Below are 15,767 nucleotides of genomic sequence, written 5' to 3'. Positions count from 1 at the left end.
TCTCCCTACAATAATTAACTTAGTAAATATTAATACTCCAGTTATTATAATAACCTTATATAATGTAATAAGGAAGTGGTAATGTTTTTTATGAAACACAAATAGGAATTCTATTTAGATAACTATATTTATAATAATAAAAATGAATAACTGTACAAGACTATGAAAATTGATACTTTTAAGAAAAAATAGATCCTTCATGAATGTCTTTTGTTACTTATGTAGAATTAAATTTCAGTTGAATTTCATAGTTAATTAGGTTTTACTGTTAAATAAAAAAGAAATCTATGCTCTCTATTTTATGCTAGTTACTAGTTAAAATTGTTTCAAATTTAGTTTCCTATTTTTTCAAAAAGTATCCACTTTGGTGTCTTGATTTAAAAAGTACCCATTTTCTTGTCTTAATATGAGGACAAGAAAATGGGTACTAAATGAACTGTATCAGTTAATAATTCAGCATTTTGCACTACAAGATTTGTTCCTACTTTCATGTCTTTTTACATTAGTCTTGTTGTTGCATTACTCCAAATTTTTATACTAATATGTTATTTTCACATTAATAATTAAGGTCCTTAAGCGAACATAACTATAAAAAGATTGTAGACTAATGTATTTCTTTAGTAATGCACCTTTTCTTAATTCTTAGCCCCTTCTCTTTTGAAACGAAGAAACACCATTTTCCATATAATATTTGATTAAAGATAACCAGACACTTGAATCATAAAACTATAGTGAAAATTATATCTATCATAAAAAGTTCTCCTAAATAACTTTAGGAGAACTTTTTATGAAGCATTATTTTTAATCTGCGTAGGAATTACTTTATTATAATAACCATGTTTTACAACTTGCCTAACATCATCTACTTCAATATCCATCATTTCTGTAATATCTACAACAATTGTATTTTGCAGAACATTGACTACAAATCCTGTTAATTGTAAATTAGGATTTTTACGATATGAAAATTGAACGTAATCTCCAAGTTTTACTTTTGTGTTATGATCCATTTTGTGTCCCCCTAAATTATCGTTAAGTATCAATAGTTTCTCCCTATTTTGATTCTTCATACTGGTTGGCAAGTATATAAAATAAAGAACACTTAATTTTATTTTTCCTAGCTCCTGTTACAGCATTGGATTTTCGAATGATTTATAACATATTTTATAATTTATTTGTTTCTCAATATAGAAACAGATGGTAAATATGGGTTTTATATAGAAGTTAAGAAAGAAATATAATATTATAAATCTTAAGAAAGTCTTTGACTTTTTCTCCTTATGAAAAAGATAAGATCCTCTCAGGTCTTATCTTTTTTATCTTGGATTTGTTATACAAAAAAGAGCATCCCTATAACAAGGATGCTGCAACAGGAAAGAACAAACATATAATAATAAAAAGAATTACTTATATTATAATTTGGTAATGAAATAATTAATATTGAGAAAATTCTAAATGGATTGAATATCATTATATACTTCATTATAATTGATTACGAGCTGAGTAGTATTCTGTCATCTATTCCTTTTCTAAAGAAGATTGATTTCAATCTTCTTTTTTTTCTTTTGTCTCTCGTCCTCGATAAAAGAAAAAGGTTTCCCTACTAATTGTGGGAATCGCTGTTTTGTAAATCCGTTGTTGCTTACCCTGAGCCATCATAAGAACCGTAAATTTATCTGTTGCAAGGATTTTCCCGCGTATGTGAACCCCACTCTTTAAACAGATGGTACAGTCCCCCATTTTTCCTTTCCATTAGCTTGTCACCAAATAGAAGTATAAACATATAATAAGTATGTGAAAGCTTTTCCACTCATATAACCCTCCCTAAAAAGGGCACTTGTGTATGGGTGCTCTTTTAGTACTTATATTTTTTCAACGTCTAACATATAGAACTAATGAATTGTATTTAGTATTATATAAGTAACCTCAACGTAAACTTTACTATTAATTTTTTTCTAAAAGGGCCTACCCTCGCAACAGGCCCTTTTCAAAATGAGTTTTTAGATTATGTTTCGTAATTCCATTAAAATATTCACTCCTTATTCATGTAATTATGTGAGATATACAAAAAATGACTCCTACTGATAAACATGAAAAAGCCTCGTTTATCAGTAGGAGTCATTAGCTATATATAGCGTTTATGGCGAACTCCATCGCCTATTATAAAAAAAGTGCATTTACTATACGTATTTCTATTCAAATGTTATTCTACATCTAATTAATTTTCATAAAACATGGTTGTTCCCGTTAGAACGAATAGATTTTAAATACAATTTACAGAATATTGATAAATATGTAAATGAAAAATGAAAGGTGAGTTTTTTTATTTATCAACCTTTATCAATGGAATATAAATTCCAATTATAGTAATCTAAAGGTAACCCTATGACTAACATTGTTGGTCAACTATATAACATTCCCTTTAAGAAGGTCCTGCTCCCCTAGTCAGGGCCTTCTTAATTTTAGATGTTTTTTCTAATAAGCTGTTAACTATAATTTATATGACTCAACCTGGGTAACATATGCTATATTTTATTAAATGATTTTCATTTTGAATTTTCTTTCAATTTAGGTTATACTAAATAAAAGAGACAAGTCTCCTTTAGGCTATGTTATTACAAAAAACCAATTCCACTATACGAGAATTGGTTTTTTGTAAATTATTCACTATAAATCTCGCGAATAATTTGCAGTTTTCTATTCCTCATCAAAATTCTTTTATGCTATAATTTTAAAGAGAACGTAACAGTGACAAGTCTCTTCTATGTATAAATACCTTGTCACTGATCTTTTTTTTGTGTCTTCTTCTTGCATCTTGAAAGAGCCATAATCTCAGGCATTGGGGATTGTGGCTCTTTTTCTAGGTTTACACTTCAAATAATATAAGATTTTTATTTTTAAGGCGTAATATTTACTATACCGTCTTTGAAGGTTTGAATTGATTGATATGATTCTATGAGTCCGATTGTTCGTTGTAATTTAAAAGAAAAGATAAAAGCCCTCCTTTAATTAGGAGGGCTTTTATCTTTCATATAAGTGAATCCGATTTTATGATTTTAAAAATGAATGTCGTCTGTTATACCCCAATATAACGCTGACTAATCAGAGCGTGCTCTGACGTTATTATTATACTAATGTATATAACGGAAATCAATACTATAATAATAGGGGTATGTGTAGCAACGGAACAGAATCACGCAATAAGCATTAGCGGACATTCTAGAAGTAGTGACAGGGTTTCTGCTATAGACCGCAAAGTATCTTTATATAATTTATTGGTCAAACTACTACCAATATAAAATTGTACTTTTGGTATTAAAAAGTACAATTCATTAGGAGTTGATCTAATGAATCTTCAAGAAGATATTCAATCTATAAAACGATATGTTGTCCGATTAGAAGAACAAGGGAAAACAGAATTGGAGATACTGAAAGCTATATATAAATGGGGTACGCAAGCTGTAATAGCTGAAGTATTAAACATTAACATTAGAAGACTAAAATATTTATCTAAAAAGTATGGATTGAAAAAAATGACAGTTCTAGAATCACTCGCCGTTGTACGCATTGTGGAGAAGAACAATCATTATCAAATTTTGACGTTGTTTATGAAAAGGGTAAACTGAGAAATAAGCGTGTTTGTTATGCTTGCCAAAGGGATTATTACCGTACAAAGTATATGCACAGAGTTATAGTTGAAAATTGGGAAAAAGAGCAAATCAAAAGAGAAATTAACATTAAAGAATATGAGTTAGAAGTTTTGAAAGAGCTATTAAAATAGCTTGATTCATCCCCCAAAAAAACATTCCTTAAAGTGTACCGTACACTAATACTTATTGCGTGATTTGGTTCCATTGCTACACATACCCCTAATAGGTAGATTTCCCCTACCCTTATTCGTTTTTATGATCAATATATTAAAAAAGTATTATCTAAAAATATATAGTTTTATAGTTTTAATTATTATATACTTATACAAGTGATTTCGCTCTTTTTGCGAGTTGAAATTAAGTTATATATAAGGAGCGGTTTAAATGATGAACAAATTTACACGTATAATCATGTTGATAGTGGTAATGGCTTTATCAGTTACAGCACTTGCAGCATGTGGAAATAATCGTGATCCCGAAGAAGTTGCTACAGCGTATTTCGAAGATGCAAAAGAAGGAAATGTTAAAGATTTTGGCGAGTTATTCACTCCAGAAGCAAAAAAAATAGTTGGTTTTATTGGCGGAAATGCAGAATTAATGAAATCAATTAGTGAAGACCTTAAAAGCTATAAGATTCGAAAAGTCGAAGAGAAAAATGAAATTGCTACAGTAACTGTTGATGCTGTATACAAAGGTAATCCTAAAAAAGTAATCGTAATTGAACTTGAGAAAACGGATGATGGTTGGAAGATTAGTAAATCATAAAAAAACGGTCTATTAGATATAGACCGTTTTTTAGTTTCCTTAATTTTCTTCTTCTTCAAAATCACGTAGACTATCAAGTAATTCTGTAAATGTTGAGCAAACAGGATGTATTGCTTTTTCCATGTCCTCTTCTTCATGATCCCAAAATACGATTGTTGGTGATGAGGGATTGTTACGATAGTCAAAGCATAAGAAATTCCCAAAAGGGTCATTTGCGAAAGGATATACGTTGTCTAATAATTCTTCTTTTACATCTTCGTAATTTTTCACAATTGAATATTCATCTTCTATATGGAAGGTCATTAAATCATTGAATACATTTTCATCTTGTCCTGGTATATCGAATATTTTAGGACGAGGGTAACCTCCATCGTATTCTTTCACACATTCAATAAAATCATTAGGTAGTTTAATGTTTAAGCATTTTTCTACTTGTTCAATTTCATAATCTGTAACTTTTTCTTTACTTACACCAACCCATACAATGCTACGCATAAATAAACCTCCCTATTTTTCTCCGTCTTTACCCCAAATGTTATATCCACCCGTGTGACCAGTCTGCTTATGTAATTTCGCGTCTACAAGCTGCATTCTGCCTGAGTCCTGATGGTGATGCCATGTATATGTTTTGGGTTTCTGACCATTTTTAAATAATTCAATTTCCTCTGCTGTAAATTTAGCAGCAAGTTTTGGATCTTCTAATATCTGTTCGTATAACAGTTTATTACATATTCTATCATGAGTAGGTCTTGATTTTTTAAAGTCAACTTCTTTTAATTTTACTTCAGCAAAAGCATCGAAAATAGGGAATCCCTTTAAGTCATATGATATACCTGAAACTGGATGTTTATCGCCAGCTAGTTCCCCCATTCTTAACCTAATTGTCTTTGGACCATTTTTACCTTCATAAGTATAGGTGGCCGCTTTCTGTAAATACTGTTGTGTGCTACCAATTCCCGCATATGAAAGGTATTTACCACCTTTGAACTCATAGTTATTTAATATATGCAATGCATTCCTATAAGCAGGAGAATTAATTACAAGTGATTTCCCTTTGTTAATACCTGTAATTGCAGCTACCTTCCCCACTTGTCCTGCTTTACTAAGACCCTTATCCCCCAGAAGTCCGAATCCTAACGTTGCTACACCATAAGCTACATAATGCTCTCTACTTTCCATATCTCCATTCCAAAAATTGTTTACAAATGAATCAGATAGAGCATTCAACGCAGCAGGAATAGTTTCATCATAGTTTACAATCGCATCTCGCATATTTAACCAGGTTTCTTTATCACCTAAGGATATTAGTCCTTCCCAGGCATCCACTGCACCATCTACAAACCCAGTAGAAATACCAGTCCACGCAGCATTTAAATCCTTTTTATTCAAAAATGACTCTTCTGATTTTGGAGGGAGTTTACCACACATGCCTCCTTCTTGAATGTCAGAGTCAACTAAATTTCCGCCATACAATTCATCCGCTTCTCTGAATTTAACAGCTGCACGATCTAATTCTACTGCGATTTTATCTAATTCTTGCAAAATGTTAAACATCATTGGCTTTGCTTCATTAAACATCTGATAGAAACGATCACTGCTTGCTCCGCTCCACTGAGAAGCTATATATTCAGTTTGAGAGTATAAATCTTTATGTAAATATTCTAATGATGATTTCGTATTTTTTACGGTTTTAGCAGCTTGTTCTATTTGTTCCGGTGTTACTTTAATTTGTGTGCTCATTCCATCCCTTCTTTTCGTGTATATTATGAAAATTATAACATATCATTATTTCATGAATAGTTACCATTTGAAAATATCCATTTCTAAAAGCGAGAATATTTCGCCTTACAAAAAAGACCCAGTTCCTAATAAGGAATGGGCTGTTTTTGTGATAAATATGTTTTATTTTATATTAAATACAACATTAAAATTTATTCTGATTTTGGTTGTACATTGTACGCAGATCAAGCTACCCCTTCTCTATAAAACCACAGTTATTTTTTCTTATCACCTGTATTATGAATTAATGTATATACTTCTTTATTTAGCCCCTTATATTACCAAACGTTGACCAAAAAATAAAAATATGGTATGTTTACTGTAGATTAGATATATATTGAATGCATATCCAATATATATAAAGTATAGTACTTAACTGAATTGCATAAACTAAAAAAGACGAGATGCTGTCAACATCTCGCCTTATAACTGCTACTGTCAAGGTGGTTGTTATTATGCATTATCTTTTTCTTTTAGGCCCACGCTTGAACTTTGGTCGGTGAAGCGAGGGTTTTTTGTTGTCTTTTTTTTCAAATTGCTTTTTCAGTGCATATGCTGAAACCTCACGCACAACTGCTCTTGCAATTTCTTTTAAAAGTTCAAACAAAAATTCCATGTTATATCACCCCCTTTCCTTCCGAATGGAAAGAAGGGATAATAACAAGCCCACCTTCACACGATATACAGTTATACTTCTATTTTACCATACTTCTACACTCTAAAATAGCAAATTCGTCCAATTGAAGCCTAATCATAATCTTATAGTTTAAGAGTTTAACAAGAAATTAGTTTACTATAATCAAAATATGTAAACTTAAATGTTTGATTTTTTTATCTTGTAAATTTCATATAAAGCTTTGTACTCAACCTATTAATAGGTTCATTTTTAATTGCGTTTCTCATTTCTTTTTGTACTCTTTTTTCATCTAAAATAAACCTCCTTTAAAATCAACTCTCAAATTCCTTTTATTAACTTTACATTTATATAAAACCTATTTTAGAAATTTTAGTAATTTATACAGAAGTTGACGTAAAAAACGACCTCTCAAATTCCTCTTTAATAATCAATAGCGATTCAGTTAATGCAATTATATTCAACGGTTAAAAAACCTCTTAAAAACGGAAATAGACCCCTTGTAACGTTTTTTCGTTTTTTTGGAGTCTATCCTCTTTGGGAATTCTATTCTTCTATGTCTTCTTTTACTTCGGCGGATAAAATGTCTTCAGCAAACTTCTTGTAGCCATTATATCCTTTCTTTTCAGCCTTTTTCTTTATTGCTTCTAAAACTTTTTCATCAAGGTATAGGCTTAAATGCTGCTTTTTTTCTTTCGATTCCTCTTTTGATCTGTTTTCAATTTTTTCTTTGAAAACTTCCAAATCTTTTTTTAAGTACAGTCGTTCAGTAGATTTCCCTTTAGCAATCTCTTTAAAGGGCAATATCCCATCTTTAGCTGCATTATGAACGTAAGTCTTAGATTTATTTAAAAATTCAGCTGCTTCTTTTAATGTTAAAGAGTCTTTGTATAACTCCTCTAACTTTCTTACATCTTCTTGCTCAAAACGATATCCACCATCTGCTTTCCAGGTAGCCAAATTAATAGGTTCGATGTGTTTATACTTAACTAAATAGCCTAATTGATTTTTGGTTAAACCTACTCTATCGCATGCCTCTTCTAAAGATAAATAGTTCATTTCTCACCTCATCCGAAACTTTCATTCTAGCTGTTGTTTAAACTTTCTTAGTTGATATTTTGTTAAACCTGTTTCTTTTACTACATCTGTGATTGAATACTCCTTATACTGCAGGTACTTAAATGGATTTTCCATATAACGTTCTCGTACCTTATTAAATGTACTCTTTTTCGATAAAGAATTCAATTGCTCTCCTTTCTCTCGTATGGAATCAAAAATGGGACATCCTTTACAATGTTTGTAGTTTCTCTGTTTTGCCTGTTCTTGCTCATCTGTACAATTCACTGATAGGTTGTTCAGAGGGCAAATTGAACAATGGGTGCTTTCTAAATTATGGATTTCATGTAAAATTTTCAGACGAAGATGAGTCAAAAAATCTCCTCCTACCGCATTTGGATTGAAATGTACAAAAAAAATCAATCAAACATTTCCATTATACATTACCTAAATAGAAACGTTAAATATTTAGGTTGAAATATTTATTTAATCATTTCATTTTATACCACAATAAATTATGTATTTATTGTGGTATAATAAGAATCATGAAATTTTATAAAAAATATATGTGTATCTTTTCATTCCATTAAAGGGTGTGTGTAAATTTGAATATTATAAATTACGAACATAATAATCAACTGGTAAAATCCAAATCGGATTTTTTTGATAGCAGTCATTTCGAAAAGATTATGGCCATGGGCATTCGAAACATTGACTACTCCAAATTAAGCGAAGAATCATTAGTTTATTTATTTTTACACGATGAGCCTTCTTTAACGAAAAAAAGAAGTGAACGAACAAAAAAACTTTATCTGCATGATCTTTCTCATTTTCTTCGTTATATAAAAGAATCAATCGGAACCATTAAGGAATTATCCCATAATGAGATGGAAATCTACTTCTATCAACTAAGTAAGAAGTATGCGGCCACCACATTACGTCGAAAGAAAACAGTGGTTCAGCAGTTTTTAAAATATGTGTATGATAACAATGGACTTTCTGACAACTTTAGTAGTCGTCTCAAAAAAGTATCGGTAAGAAAAGAAGAGCTAATCAATCGTGATCTCTTTCCAGAAGAAGTGAACGAAATTCTAGATACACTGAAGAAAACGAATTTCTTTATGTATTCCTTGTTTTTTCTTCTTACAACTACTGGACTCCGGATTGAGGAAGTTGCAAATACAAAGTGGGCTGACCTTGCATTCCACTCTTCTTTAAATGTTTATCTTCTACGTGTAGTTGGAAAGGGAAATAAAACTAGAGAAGTCCGTATCTTTGAGGATGTACTTGATGATATCTGTCGTCTTCGTCAATTGCGTAAACAAACAAGTCAATTGGACGCCTCTAGCATATCTGCTTTTCTACCTAAAGCGAATGGCTCTCATTATAGAGCCGACTATTTATCAAAATATGTAGCAGAAAAAATTGAAGAAACAAACTTACCATTTCTACGTTACCGAAAAGATAGAATTACTCCCCATACCTGCAGACACTTCTTTGCAAATCATTTGATGGGAAAAGGTGTTGAGCTTAAGAAAATACGTGACTATTTAGGACATGAATCTATTATGACGACAGAACGTTATTTAAGGGAACGTACAAGACGCCAAAACTTGGCCACAATAGATATAGGAAATTCATTATTTTAGTAAGTATATAATTAGGAAGAAGCTCGATTTTAAGGTTTAAAAGTTCAATTTAGGAAATATCTCTAAAAACAACAAATGCGATTGCCTCTATTGAGATAATCGCATTCGAATTATTTAAGGGTTAATCCATTTTAGCTAATAATTGTTCTGATTCATTTTTACTAAATTGCTTGGTTGCTCTTTACTACCAGCAGCGGTGTAAACAATTCCTACCGTCAAAACGATACTTGTTAATATAAATAATATTTTCTTCGCATTATGCTACCCTCGTATATTATATCATTTTTTAAAAATTCTCCTACTATCTTTTTAGGGGATTTACTATAGAACCTCACTCATACAACTCAACTTTGCTTCTTTAAACTTTGTAACAGATGCACTTCTAATCTCGACTAAATAGGTCCCTAGTATAAACTTTATCAGTTAGGTCACATAATTCATCAGATAATCTATTAGCTACAATTACATCACTTATCTTTTTAAATTCTTCAAAGTTATTAATAACCCTAGAATTATAAAATGCTTTCCCGTGAAAAGCAGGTTCATATATAACTACTTCAATCCCCTTTTCTTTAATACGCCTCATAATTCCTTGAACAGCTGATTGTCTAAAATTATCTGAATTCATTTTCATGGTTAATCGATATATACCCACAACCTTAGGTTTTCTCTTTATAATCATTTCTGCAATATGATTTTTTCTCGTTCTATTTGCAGCAACAATTGCTGTCATTATATTATTGGGGATATTCTCATAGTTTACCAATAGTTGTTTTGTGTCTTTTGGCAAACAATATCCACCATAACCAAATGATGGATTGTTGTAATGATTCCCAATTCTATTATCTAATCCAATCCCATCGATAATTTGTTTTGTGTGTAATCCTCTTACTTCTGCATATGAGTCTAATTCATTAAAAAAAGCCACTCTCATTGCTAAATATGTGTTAGCAAACAATTTAATCGCTTCTGCTTCAGTTGAGTTTGTAAATAAGACAGGAATATCTTTCTTAGCAGCTCCTTCTACTAACAAGTCAGCAAATACTTTAGCCCTACTAGACTGTTCACCAACGATTATACGTGAAGGATATAAGTTATCATATAAAGCGTTACCCTCTCTTAAAAATTCTGGTGAAAAAATAATATTACTTGTTTTAAACTTTCGCTTTACTTTTTCTGTATAGCCTACGGGTACAGTTGATTTAATTATCATTATAGCTTCTGGATTAATTGTTAAGATTTTAGCAATTACAGTTTCAACGGTCCTTGTATTAAAAGAATTTTTTTCTGGATCATAATCTGTTGGCGTTGCAATAATTACATAATCAGCATCCTTAAATGCTTTGTAACTATCGGTAGTTGCAATTAAATTTAATTCTTTTGTTGCTAAAAATTTCTCAATTTCATCATCTAAAATAGGAGATTTTTTATCATTTATCATATCTACTTTTTTTTGAATAATATCAAATGCTATAACTTCGTTATTTTGAGACAATAAAATCGCATTAGATAGTCCTACGTATCCTATTCCTGCTATTGTAATTTTCACAATAAGCACACCCTCAATATCTTTTTGTTTTATATCCCAATCTCCTTAATTCTATATATTTTTTTATAGTATTTAAATCCAACTTTATTTTCTATATTAATAATAAACCTGTCTTATTAGAGTCTCAAGGAAATACAGTCAGCGTTGATTAATCATAAATTAATATAATACTAGAGTTAGTGTTGTCTATTATTGATTGATTTAACTTTTTAGTATTTTTGATAGCTACAATAATAACCTGTTTTCAATTTCCAAAAATATAAGGTAACATACTGTTTCTCTTTTAAATGAAAGTTGGATAGTACATTTTTTCAAGGAAATTTAGTTGGCCTAAATTTTTATTTAAGAATACCGTTAATTTATTATTATTACTAAAAGCTGTAACATAAATTAAATCTTGTATTTTTTCCAAGTTATCAAAGACATTGCTGATTGTATCATAATAAGAGCTCTTTTCGTAATCTGATACTTCTCCAATATAATTTATTGAGGTATTTGAAATCGAATTCCACTGATCTTTAAGTTTTTTTTGTTCTTTTGTTTTACTTGGGTAATTTGAACCAAACGCATACCCTGGTCTGTATGGGTGGGTAGTGTAGTATTTTCCGAATATCCCCTCAGATTTATTCGTAAATTGTTCATAGTTTTCATCTTTTGAATAAATTAAATATAAACTACCATGAAAATCACCGATTGTGGTTGAAAAATCAAAAAGCTTATTTTCTCGCCCGTTAATGACTGATTTTATTACAATTTGTTCTCGATCTACGATTTCTAATAATCTTTTTCCTATAACATATGAAAGAAAATTTATAATCCGAAAAGAATCACCTTGGCTAGGATAATCTATTTCATAACATTTTAAACTTTTACTTAGCTTATTTAAGTTGACATCATTCACATTTTTGCTTATAGCAAGTAAATTATTATGATATGCATTATTTTTTAAGCTATCAATTGTATTATATTCTCTAACCTCATAACAGAAATCATTATAACTTGCCTTTTCTTTACTTGAATAGCCATTTAGTTCCTCACCAATCATTTTTTTAATTATATTAATACATGAGATATCAGCAATAGTATGATCTAACACACCAACTATTGTATACCCTGATTTATCTATTAGTAAGGCTAAAAAACCGAGTAACCCACCATTATTGCGAGCCTTATACACCAAGTTTTCTCCTATTGATTCGATTTTTTGGATAAATGATTTTTTTTCAACATTTCGATTTAATGTAAATATAGGGAAACTATCAATGGAATTTAAAATTTTAAATTCTAATCTGGAATCACTTTCCCTTAACATAGCTCTCATCAAATCATTGCTATTAATAATAGTTTTAATTGCTTTTATTACTGTTTCCTTATCGTATGAAGTATCTACCCTATAATCAAAGGAAACTGAACTCTTAAAATTATCAAAATAGTAAACCCGTTGTGAGTGTATAGTTTCAAAGCTATAAGTAGTTTGATATTCATCATTTAATAAATAACCGTTGATTTCTTTTTCCATGAGCTTAAAGTCTTCCTCATGTAGCTTTTCTTCAAAAACTTCTTCTCTTTCTGTTGTTAATAATTTTGAAACTTCGGAAGCAATCCTAGATAATGTTCGATTAGTATAAATTAACTCCAAAGAAAACTCTGTTTCATACATTTCTTCTAATTTTAAAAGTAATTGAAATACATCTAGGGAATCTCCACCTAACTCAAAGAAATCACTATCTTTTCCAATTAACTCTTTTGGTAAATTAAGTATTAGAGCGACTTTATCTCTTAAAACCTCTTCAAATTCTGTCATATCCTTACTAATGATTAGTTTTTCCGATTTCTTACTCTCTTCATAAGAAAATAATAAAGATTTTCGGTCAACTTTATTATTTTCGGTCAATGGAAACGTCTTGATGATATGATAATCATTTGGAAACATATACCTTTCAAGTACTGAAGTAGCCATTTTTTTCATATCATGAATTGTTAAATTAGAACTCAGGATAAATGCAAGCAATTTATCCTGATAAAATAAAACAACCGCTTGTTGAACCCCATGTATTTTTTCAAGTAAATATTCAATTTCACCTAATTCTACACGTATACCGTTAATTTGTATTTGACTATCATTTCTTCCATGGTAGTATAGTTGATCTTTATTACATGAAACTACATCGCCAGTATTGTAATATTTTTCCCCATTAATTACTACAAACCTCTCTTTATTTAAGGATTCATCTGTATATCCAGCTGTTACTCCATCTCCCCCTATCAAAAGAATTCCTAAATTTGAGTCATCGATAGGTTGAATTTCAATTTTCACACCATCTAGTGGTTGGCCAATTGGAATATCATCCATCGCAATTTTCGGGAGTTCAAAACAAGTTGCATATATTGTCGTCTCTGTCGGACCATATGCATTGAACAATTTAAAATTCATGTTATTTTGAATCCATTTGTGTTGAATAATAGGATTAAATCTTTCTCCAGCTATTACAACATATTTCATAGAATTATTCATTAATTGCAAATCATTCATGTCCATTGAATCTAGAATTGTATTAAATGCGGAAGGAGATGCTGCCATATGTGTAACACCATACTTATTAATTAAGGATGGGAACTTCCTGTAGACTTCTAAAGAGCTTAAATCTAGACAATAAACTGATCCACCTCCAATAATCCACCCTAAAATTTCAGAAATAGATACATCGAAAGTATATGGAGTGGAGAAAAGGTATACTGATTCCTTATTTACAGGAAATAAATTTTGGAGATTTTCTAAAATATAGTCGAGATTTTTCCTAATAACCTTTACTCCTTTTGGCTTTCCTGTACTACCAGAAGTATGTAATACATACACTTCTTTTTCTGAAGCAATAATTTTAAAATTATTGCTCATAAAACAATCAGAATTTCTTATCTCTTCACTTAAACATTCATCTGGCGTATTAAACCTAGAAATCTCGCTTGGTAAAGTTAACTCCGAGTTATCGCTAATAATTGCACTTGCTTTTGTTCCTATAATAATATCTTTTATTTTCTCATTTGAGATTGTATTGCTAACAGGAACATAACTATTTCCAGATTTAATAATAGAAATTATTGCGAAAATAACATTTGCTCCGTGAGGTAATTTAACCAAAACTCTATTATTCTCACCAATTGATTTTAATAGTTTATTTGCAAAATAGTTTGTAATGTCTTCAACATCTCTATATGTGTATACTTCTGCATCATCAAAAATTGCTATTTTATCCGGAGTGTTTTTTGAATAATAACTCAATTTTTCTAAAAAAAACATCATTTCTCCTCCTTATTTTTAAACATTTTCATTTTTATTAGAAGTATTAAAAATAAAAATAGTATGCCAGTCCCAATAAATCCAAACGCATTCCAACTAGGTGTAGTAAAGTTGGCAAAAAAGAACGAACCTATTGGCATAAATAAAACCGCGACAGTAAATACAATACTAAAAACTCTACCTAAAAATTCTGTATCAACAGTATTTTGTATGTAAGTAAAGAACTTTATGTTATAAATTGTTAATGATATTGAAAAAATAAAAAAATAAAAAAACATACTCCACTTAAAGGGTCTAAATAAAGCAAGGAATAAAAGCGAAATCCCCATAAAAAATAAACAATAGTGTATACTTTTTAAATCGATTTTTTTTAAAAAAAATCGATTTAAAAGAGCCCCAACAATACTCCCTATAGATTCTGTAATTAAAATGGATGCATAGATACCTTGATTTTCAGAAAAAATATTTGTATATGGTAAAAAGAAATTATATCCTGCTAGAAAAAAATTAATAAAAGAAGATACAATTAATAATTCAAGAACATTACGCTGCTTCAAAACATATTTAAAACCATCTGAAAGAACTACCATATATTTTTCTTTACCCTTTTTCTTCTTCTGCACATAATTTATAACTTGAAATCTACTTACACAATAAGCAGAAATAAGAAAACTAATACTATTAATTAACATTCCTGTCTTAAATCCAAAATAATGTACGGTACTTATAGCAACTAAAGGACCCAATACAGAAACCACTTCTGAAAAAGCATTAGAGTATGAATTGAATTTATTTAAATCTTCTGCTTTCAGTATATCTTTAACAATAGCTTTATATGCAGGGGAATTAAAAGAATACAATAACGCCAATAAAATGTTTATTAAAATAATTAAAAATAAGGAATTTTTACTATCCCAAAAAAGATAGAGTAGAAAGGTTGCTAGTGAAGCAGTTAAATCTGTTATAATAATTATTTTCTTCCTATTTTTTAAATCTGCAAAAACACCACCTAACATATTAAACAATATATTTACAATAATTTCAGAACTTTGATATAGTGCTAAAAGGTTAGAAGCCTTTGTTCCTAAAGAAGCTATTAATACATTATTTATATAATCAAAAATTACATTACCTATTTTATTTGTTGTTTTACCCGTAAGCATATATATACCATTTTTCTTTGAACGATCCATTATGTTCCCTCCTACCAACTTAAAAATAATTTCAATATTTATTCTCCTCATCATTCCCAATAGTTCATTTAGCTTTGATACAACAAACAAGCGAAGGAGGGACTATACCGATATCGAAAAATTTAAGCTTCATAATTCATCTCTAAATTAATTTGAAATAGAGAAATTACTCCATTTTTCAACAAATAGAAGCC

12 protein-coding genes, 1 pseudogene and 1 riboswitch are annotated in these 15,767 nt (G+C 29.9%); of the genes and pseudogenes, 3 read left to right on the top strand and 10 right to left on the bottom strand.

Annotated elements, in window-relative coordinates; genetic code table 11:
* Window positions 1-785 precede the first annotated feature (785 nt).
* Together QCI47_RS28715 and QCI47_RS28710 are read right to left on the bottom strand one after the other, a co-directional pair.
* A complete protein-coding gene (locus tag QCI47_RS28715) occupies window positions 786-1,010 on the bottom strand; it encodes a DUF2187 family protein (protein WP_353812030.1) in 225 nt (74 codons plus the stop codon).
* Window positions 1,011-1,605: 595 nt separating this feature from the next.
* A pseudogene (locus tag QCI47_RS28710) lies at window positions 1,606-1,740 on the bottom strand (RNA chaperone Hfq); the annotation flags it as partial.
* Between the two features lie 365 nt (window positions 1,741-2,105).
* A riboswitch (Fluoride riboswitch) is annotated at window positions 2,106-2,167 on the bottom strand.
* A gap of 1,180 nt (window positions 2,168-3,347) precedes the next feature.
* Between QCI47_RS28710 and QCI47_RS28705 the strand changes: the two are divergent.
* Together QCI47_RS28705 and QCI47_RS28700 are read left to right on the top strand one after the other, a co-directional pair.
* On the top strand, window positions 3,348-3,626 hold the full coding sequence (locus tag QCI47_RS28705; RefSeq protein WP_001053138.1) for a hypothetical protein: 279 nt from the start codon (window positions 3,348-3,350) through the stop codon (window positions 3,624-3,626).
* Window positions 3,627-4,034: 408 nt separating this feature from the next.
* Window positions 4,035-4,415, top strand: coding sequence for a DUF4878 domain-containing protein (locus QCI47_RS28700; protein ID WP_000981212.1), 381 nt, complete (start codon window positions 4,035-4,037; stop codon window positions 4,413-4,415).
* A 39-nt stretch (window positions 4,416-4,454) separates the two neighbouring features.
* Here the strand turns inward: QCI47_RS28700 and QCI47_RS28695 are convergent, their stop codons facing one another.
* The 5 genes from QCI47_RS28695 to QCI47_RS28675 form a co-directional block, all read right to left on the bottom strand.
* Entirely contained in the window at window positions 4,455-4,910 is a 456-nt protein-coding gene (locus tag QCI47_RS28695) for an SMI1/KNR4 family protein (RefSeq protein WP_001256677.1), read from the bottom strand.
* 12 nt (window positions 4,911-4,922) lie between these two features.
* Window positions 4,923-6,155, bottom strand: coding sequence for a WXG100 family type VII secretion target (locus QCI47_RS28690; RefSeq protein WP_000107145.1), 1,233 nt, complete (start codon window positions 6,153-6,155; stop codon window positions 4,923-4,925).
* 499 nt (window positions 6,156-6,654) lie between these two features.
* Window positions 6,655-6,810 carry a hypothetical protein gene (locus QCI47_RS28685; RefSeq protein WP_000394774.1) on the bottom strand — a complete coding sequence of 52 codons (156 nt, stop codon included), beginning with the start codon at window positions 6,808-6,810 and terminating at the stop codon, window positions 6,655-6,657.
* Between the two features lie 564 nt (window positions 6,811-7,374).
* The gene (locus QCI47_RS28680) at window positions 7,375-7,887 is read right to left on the bottom strand and encodes a helix-turn-helix domain-containing protein (RefSeq protein WP_001108537.1); all 513 of its coding nucleotides are present in this window, start codon (window positions 7,885-7,887) and stop codon (window positions 7,375-7,377) included.
* 21 nt (window positions 7,888-7,908) lie between these two features.
* Complete coding sequence (locus QCI47_RS28675) at window positions 7,909-8,259, bottom strand: hypothetical protein (RefSeq protein WP_000149387.1); 351 nt, start codon at window positions 8,257-8,259, stop codon at window positions 7,909-7,911.
* Between the two features lie 230 nt (window positions 8,260-8,489).
* Between QCI47_RS28675 and QCI47_RS28670 the strand changes: the two genes are divergently transcribed.
* Complete coding sequence (locus QCI47_RS28670; RefSeq protein WP_048520027.1) at window positions 8,490-9,533, top strand: tyrosine-type recombinase/integrase; 1,044 nt, start codon at window positions 8,490-8,492, stop codon at window positions 9,531-9,533.
* Window positions 9,534-9,915: 382 nt separating this feature from the next.
* Here the strand turns inward: QCI47_RS28670 and QCI47_RS28665 are convergent, their stop codons facing one another.
* The 3 genes from QCI47_RS28665 to QCI47_RS28655 all read right to left on the bottom strand — a co-directional run bounded on the left by QCI47_RS28665 (window position 9,916) and on the right by QCI47_RS28655 (window position 15,573).
* On the bottom strand, window positions 9,916-11,082 hold the full coding sequence (locus QCI47_RS28665) for a nucleotide sugar dehydrogenase (protein ID WP_048520028.1): 1,167 nt from the start codon (window positions 11,080-11,082) through the stop codon (window positions 9,916-9,918).
* Window positions 11,083-11,365: 283 nt separating this feature from the next.
* Window positions 11,366-14,380 carry a non-ribosomal peptide synthetase gene (locus QCI47_RS28660; protein ID WP_353812029.1) on the bottom strand — a complete coding sequence of 1,005 codons (3,015 nt, stop codon included), beginning with the start codon at window positions 14,378-14,380 and terminating at the stop codon, window positions 11,366-11,368.
* Window positions 14,380-15,573 carry an MFS transporter gene (locus QCI47_RS28655; RefSeq protein ID WP_230306221.1) on the bottom strand — a complete coding sequence of 398 codons (1,194 nt, stop codon included), beginning with the start codon at window positions 15,571-15,573 and terminating at the stop codon, window positions 14,380-14,382. The genes QCI47_RS28660 and QCI47_RS28655 overlap by 1 nt, the downstream gene beginning before the upstream one ends.
* Between the last annotated feature and the right edge of the window lie 194 nt (window positions 15,574-15,767).

Source organism: Bacillus cereus group sp. RP29, assembly GCF_040459765.1.
Taxonomy (GTDB): domain Bacteria; phylum Bacillota; class Bacilli; order Bacillales; family Bacillaceae_G; genus Bacillus_A; species Bacillus_A paranthracis.
The sequence above is the reverse complement of the archived record's forward strand: the minus strand, read 5'-3'. Positions and strand labels throughout refer to the sequence as shown.

Bases quoted from the DNA above. Each gene is read 5' to 3' on its own strand.
- QCI47_RS28690 (WP_000107145.1), bottom strand. From the start codon at position 6,155: ATGAGCACACAAATTAAAGTAACACCGGAACAAATAGAACAAGCTGCT.
- QCI47_RS28715 (WP_353812030.1), bottom strand. From the start codon at position 1,010: ATGGATCATAACACAAAAGTAAAACTTGGAGATTACGTTCAATTTTCA.
- QCI47_RS28705 (WP_001053138.1), top strand. From the start codon at position 3,348: ATGAATCTTCAAGAAGATATTCAATCTATAAAACGATATGTTGTCCGA.
- QCI47_RS28685 (WP_000394774.1), bottom strand. From the start codon at position 6,810: ATGGAATTTTTGTTTGAACTTTTAAAAGAAATTGCAAGAGCAGTTGTG.
- QCI47_RS28700 (WP_000981212.1), top strand. From the start codon at position 4,035: ATGATGAACAAATTTACACGTATAATCATGTTGATAGTGGTAATGGCT.
- QCI47_RS28680 (WP_001108537.1), bottom strand. From the start codon at position 7,887: ATGAACTATTTATCTTTAGAAGAGGCATGCGATAGAGTAGGTTTAACC.
- QCI47_RS28695 (WP_001256677.1), bottom strand. From the start codon at position 4,910: ATGCGTAGCATTGTATGGGTTGGTGTAAGTAAAGAAAAAGTTACAGAT.
- QCI47_RS28660 (WP_353812029.1), bottom strand. From the start codon at position 14,380: ATGTTTTTTTTAGAAAAATTGAGTTATTATTCAAAAAACACTCCGGAT.
- QCI47_RS28655 (WP_230306221.1), bottom strand. From the start codon at position 15,573: ATGGATCGTTCAAAGAAAAATGGTATATATATGCTTACGGGTAAAACA.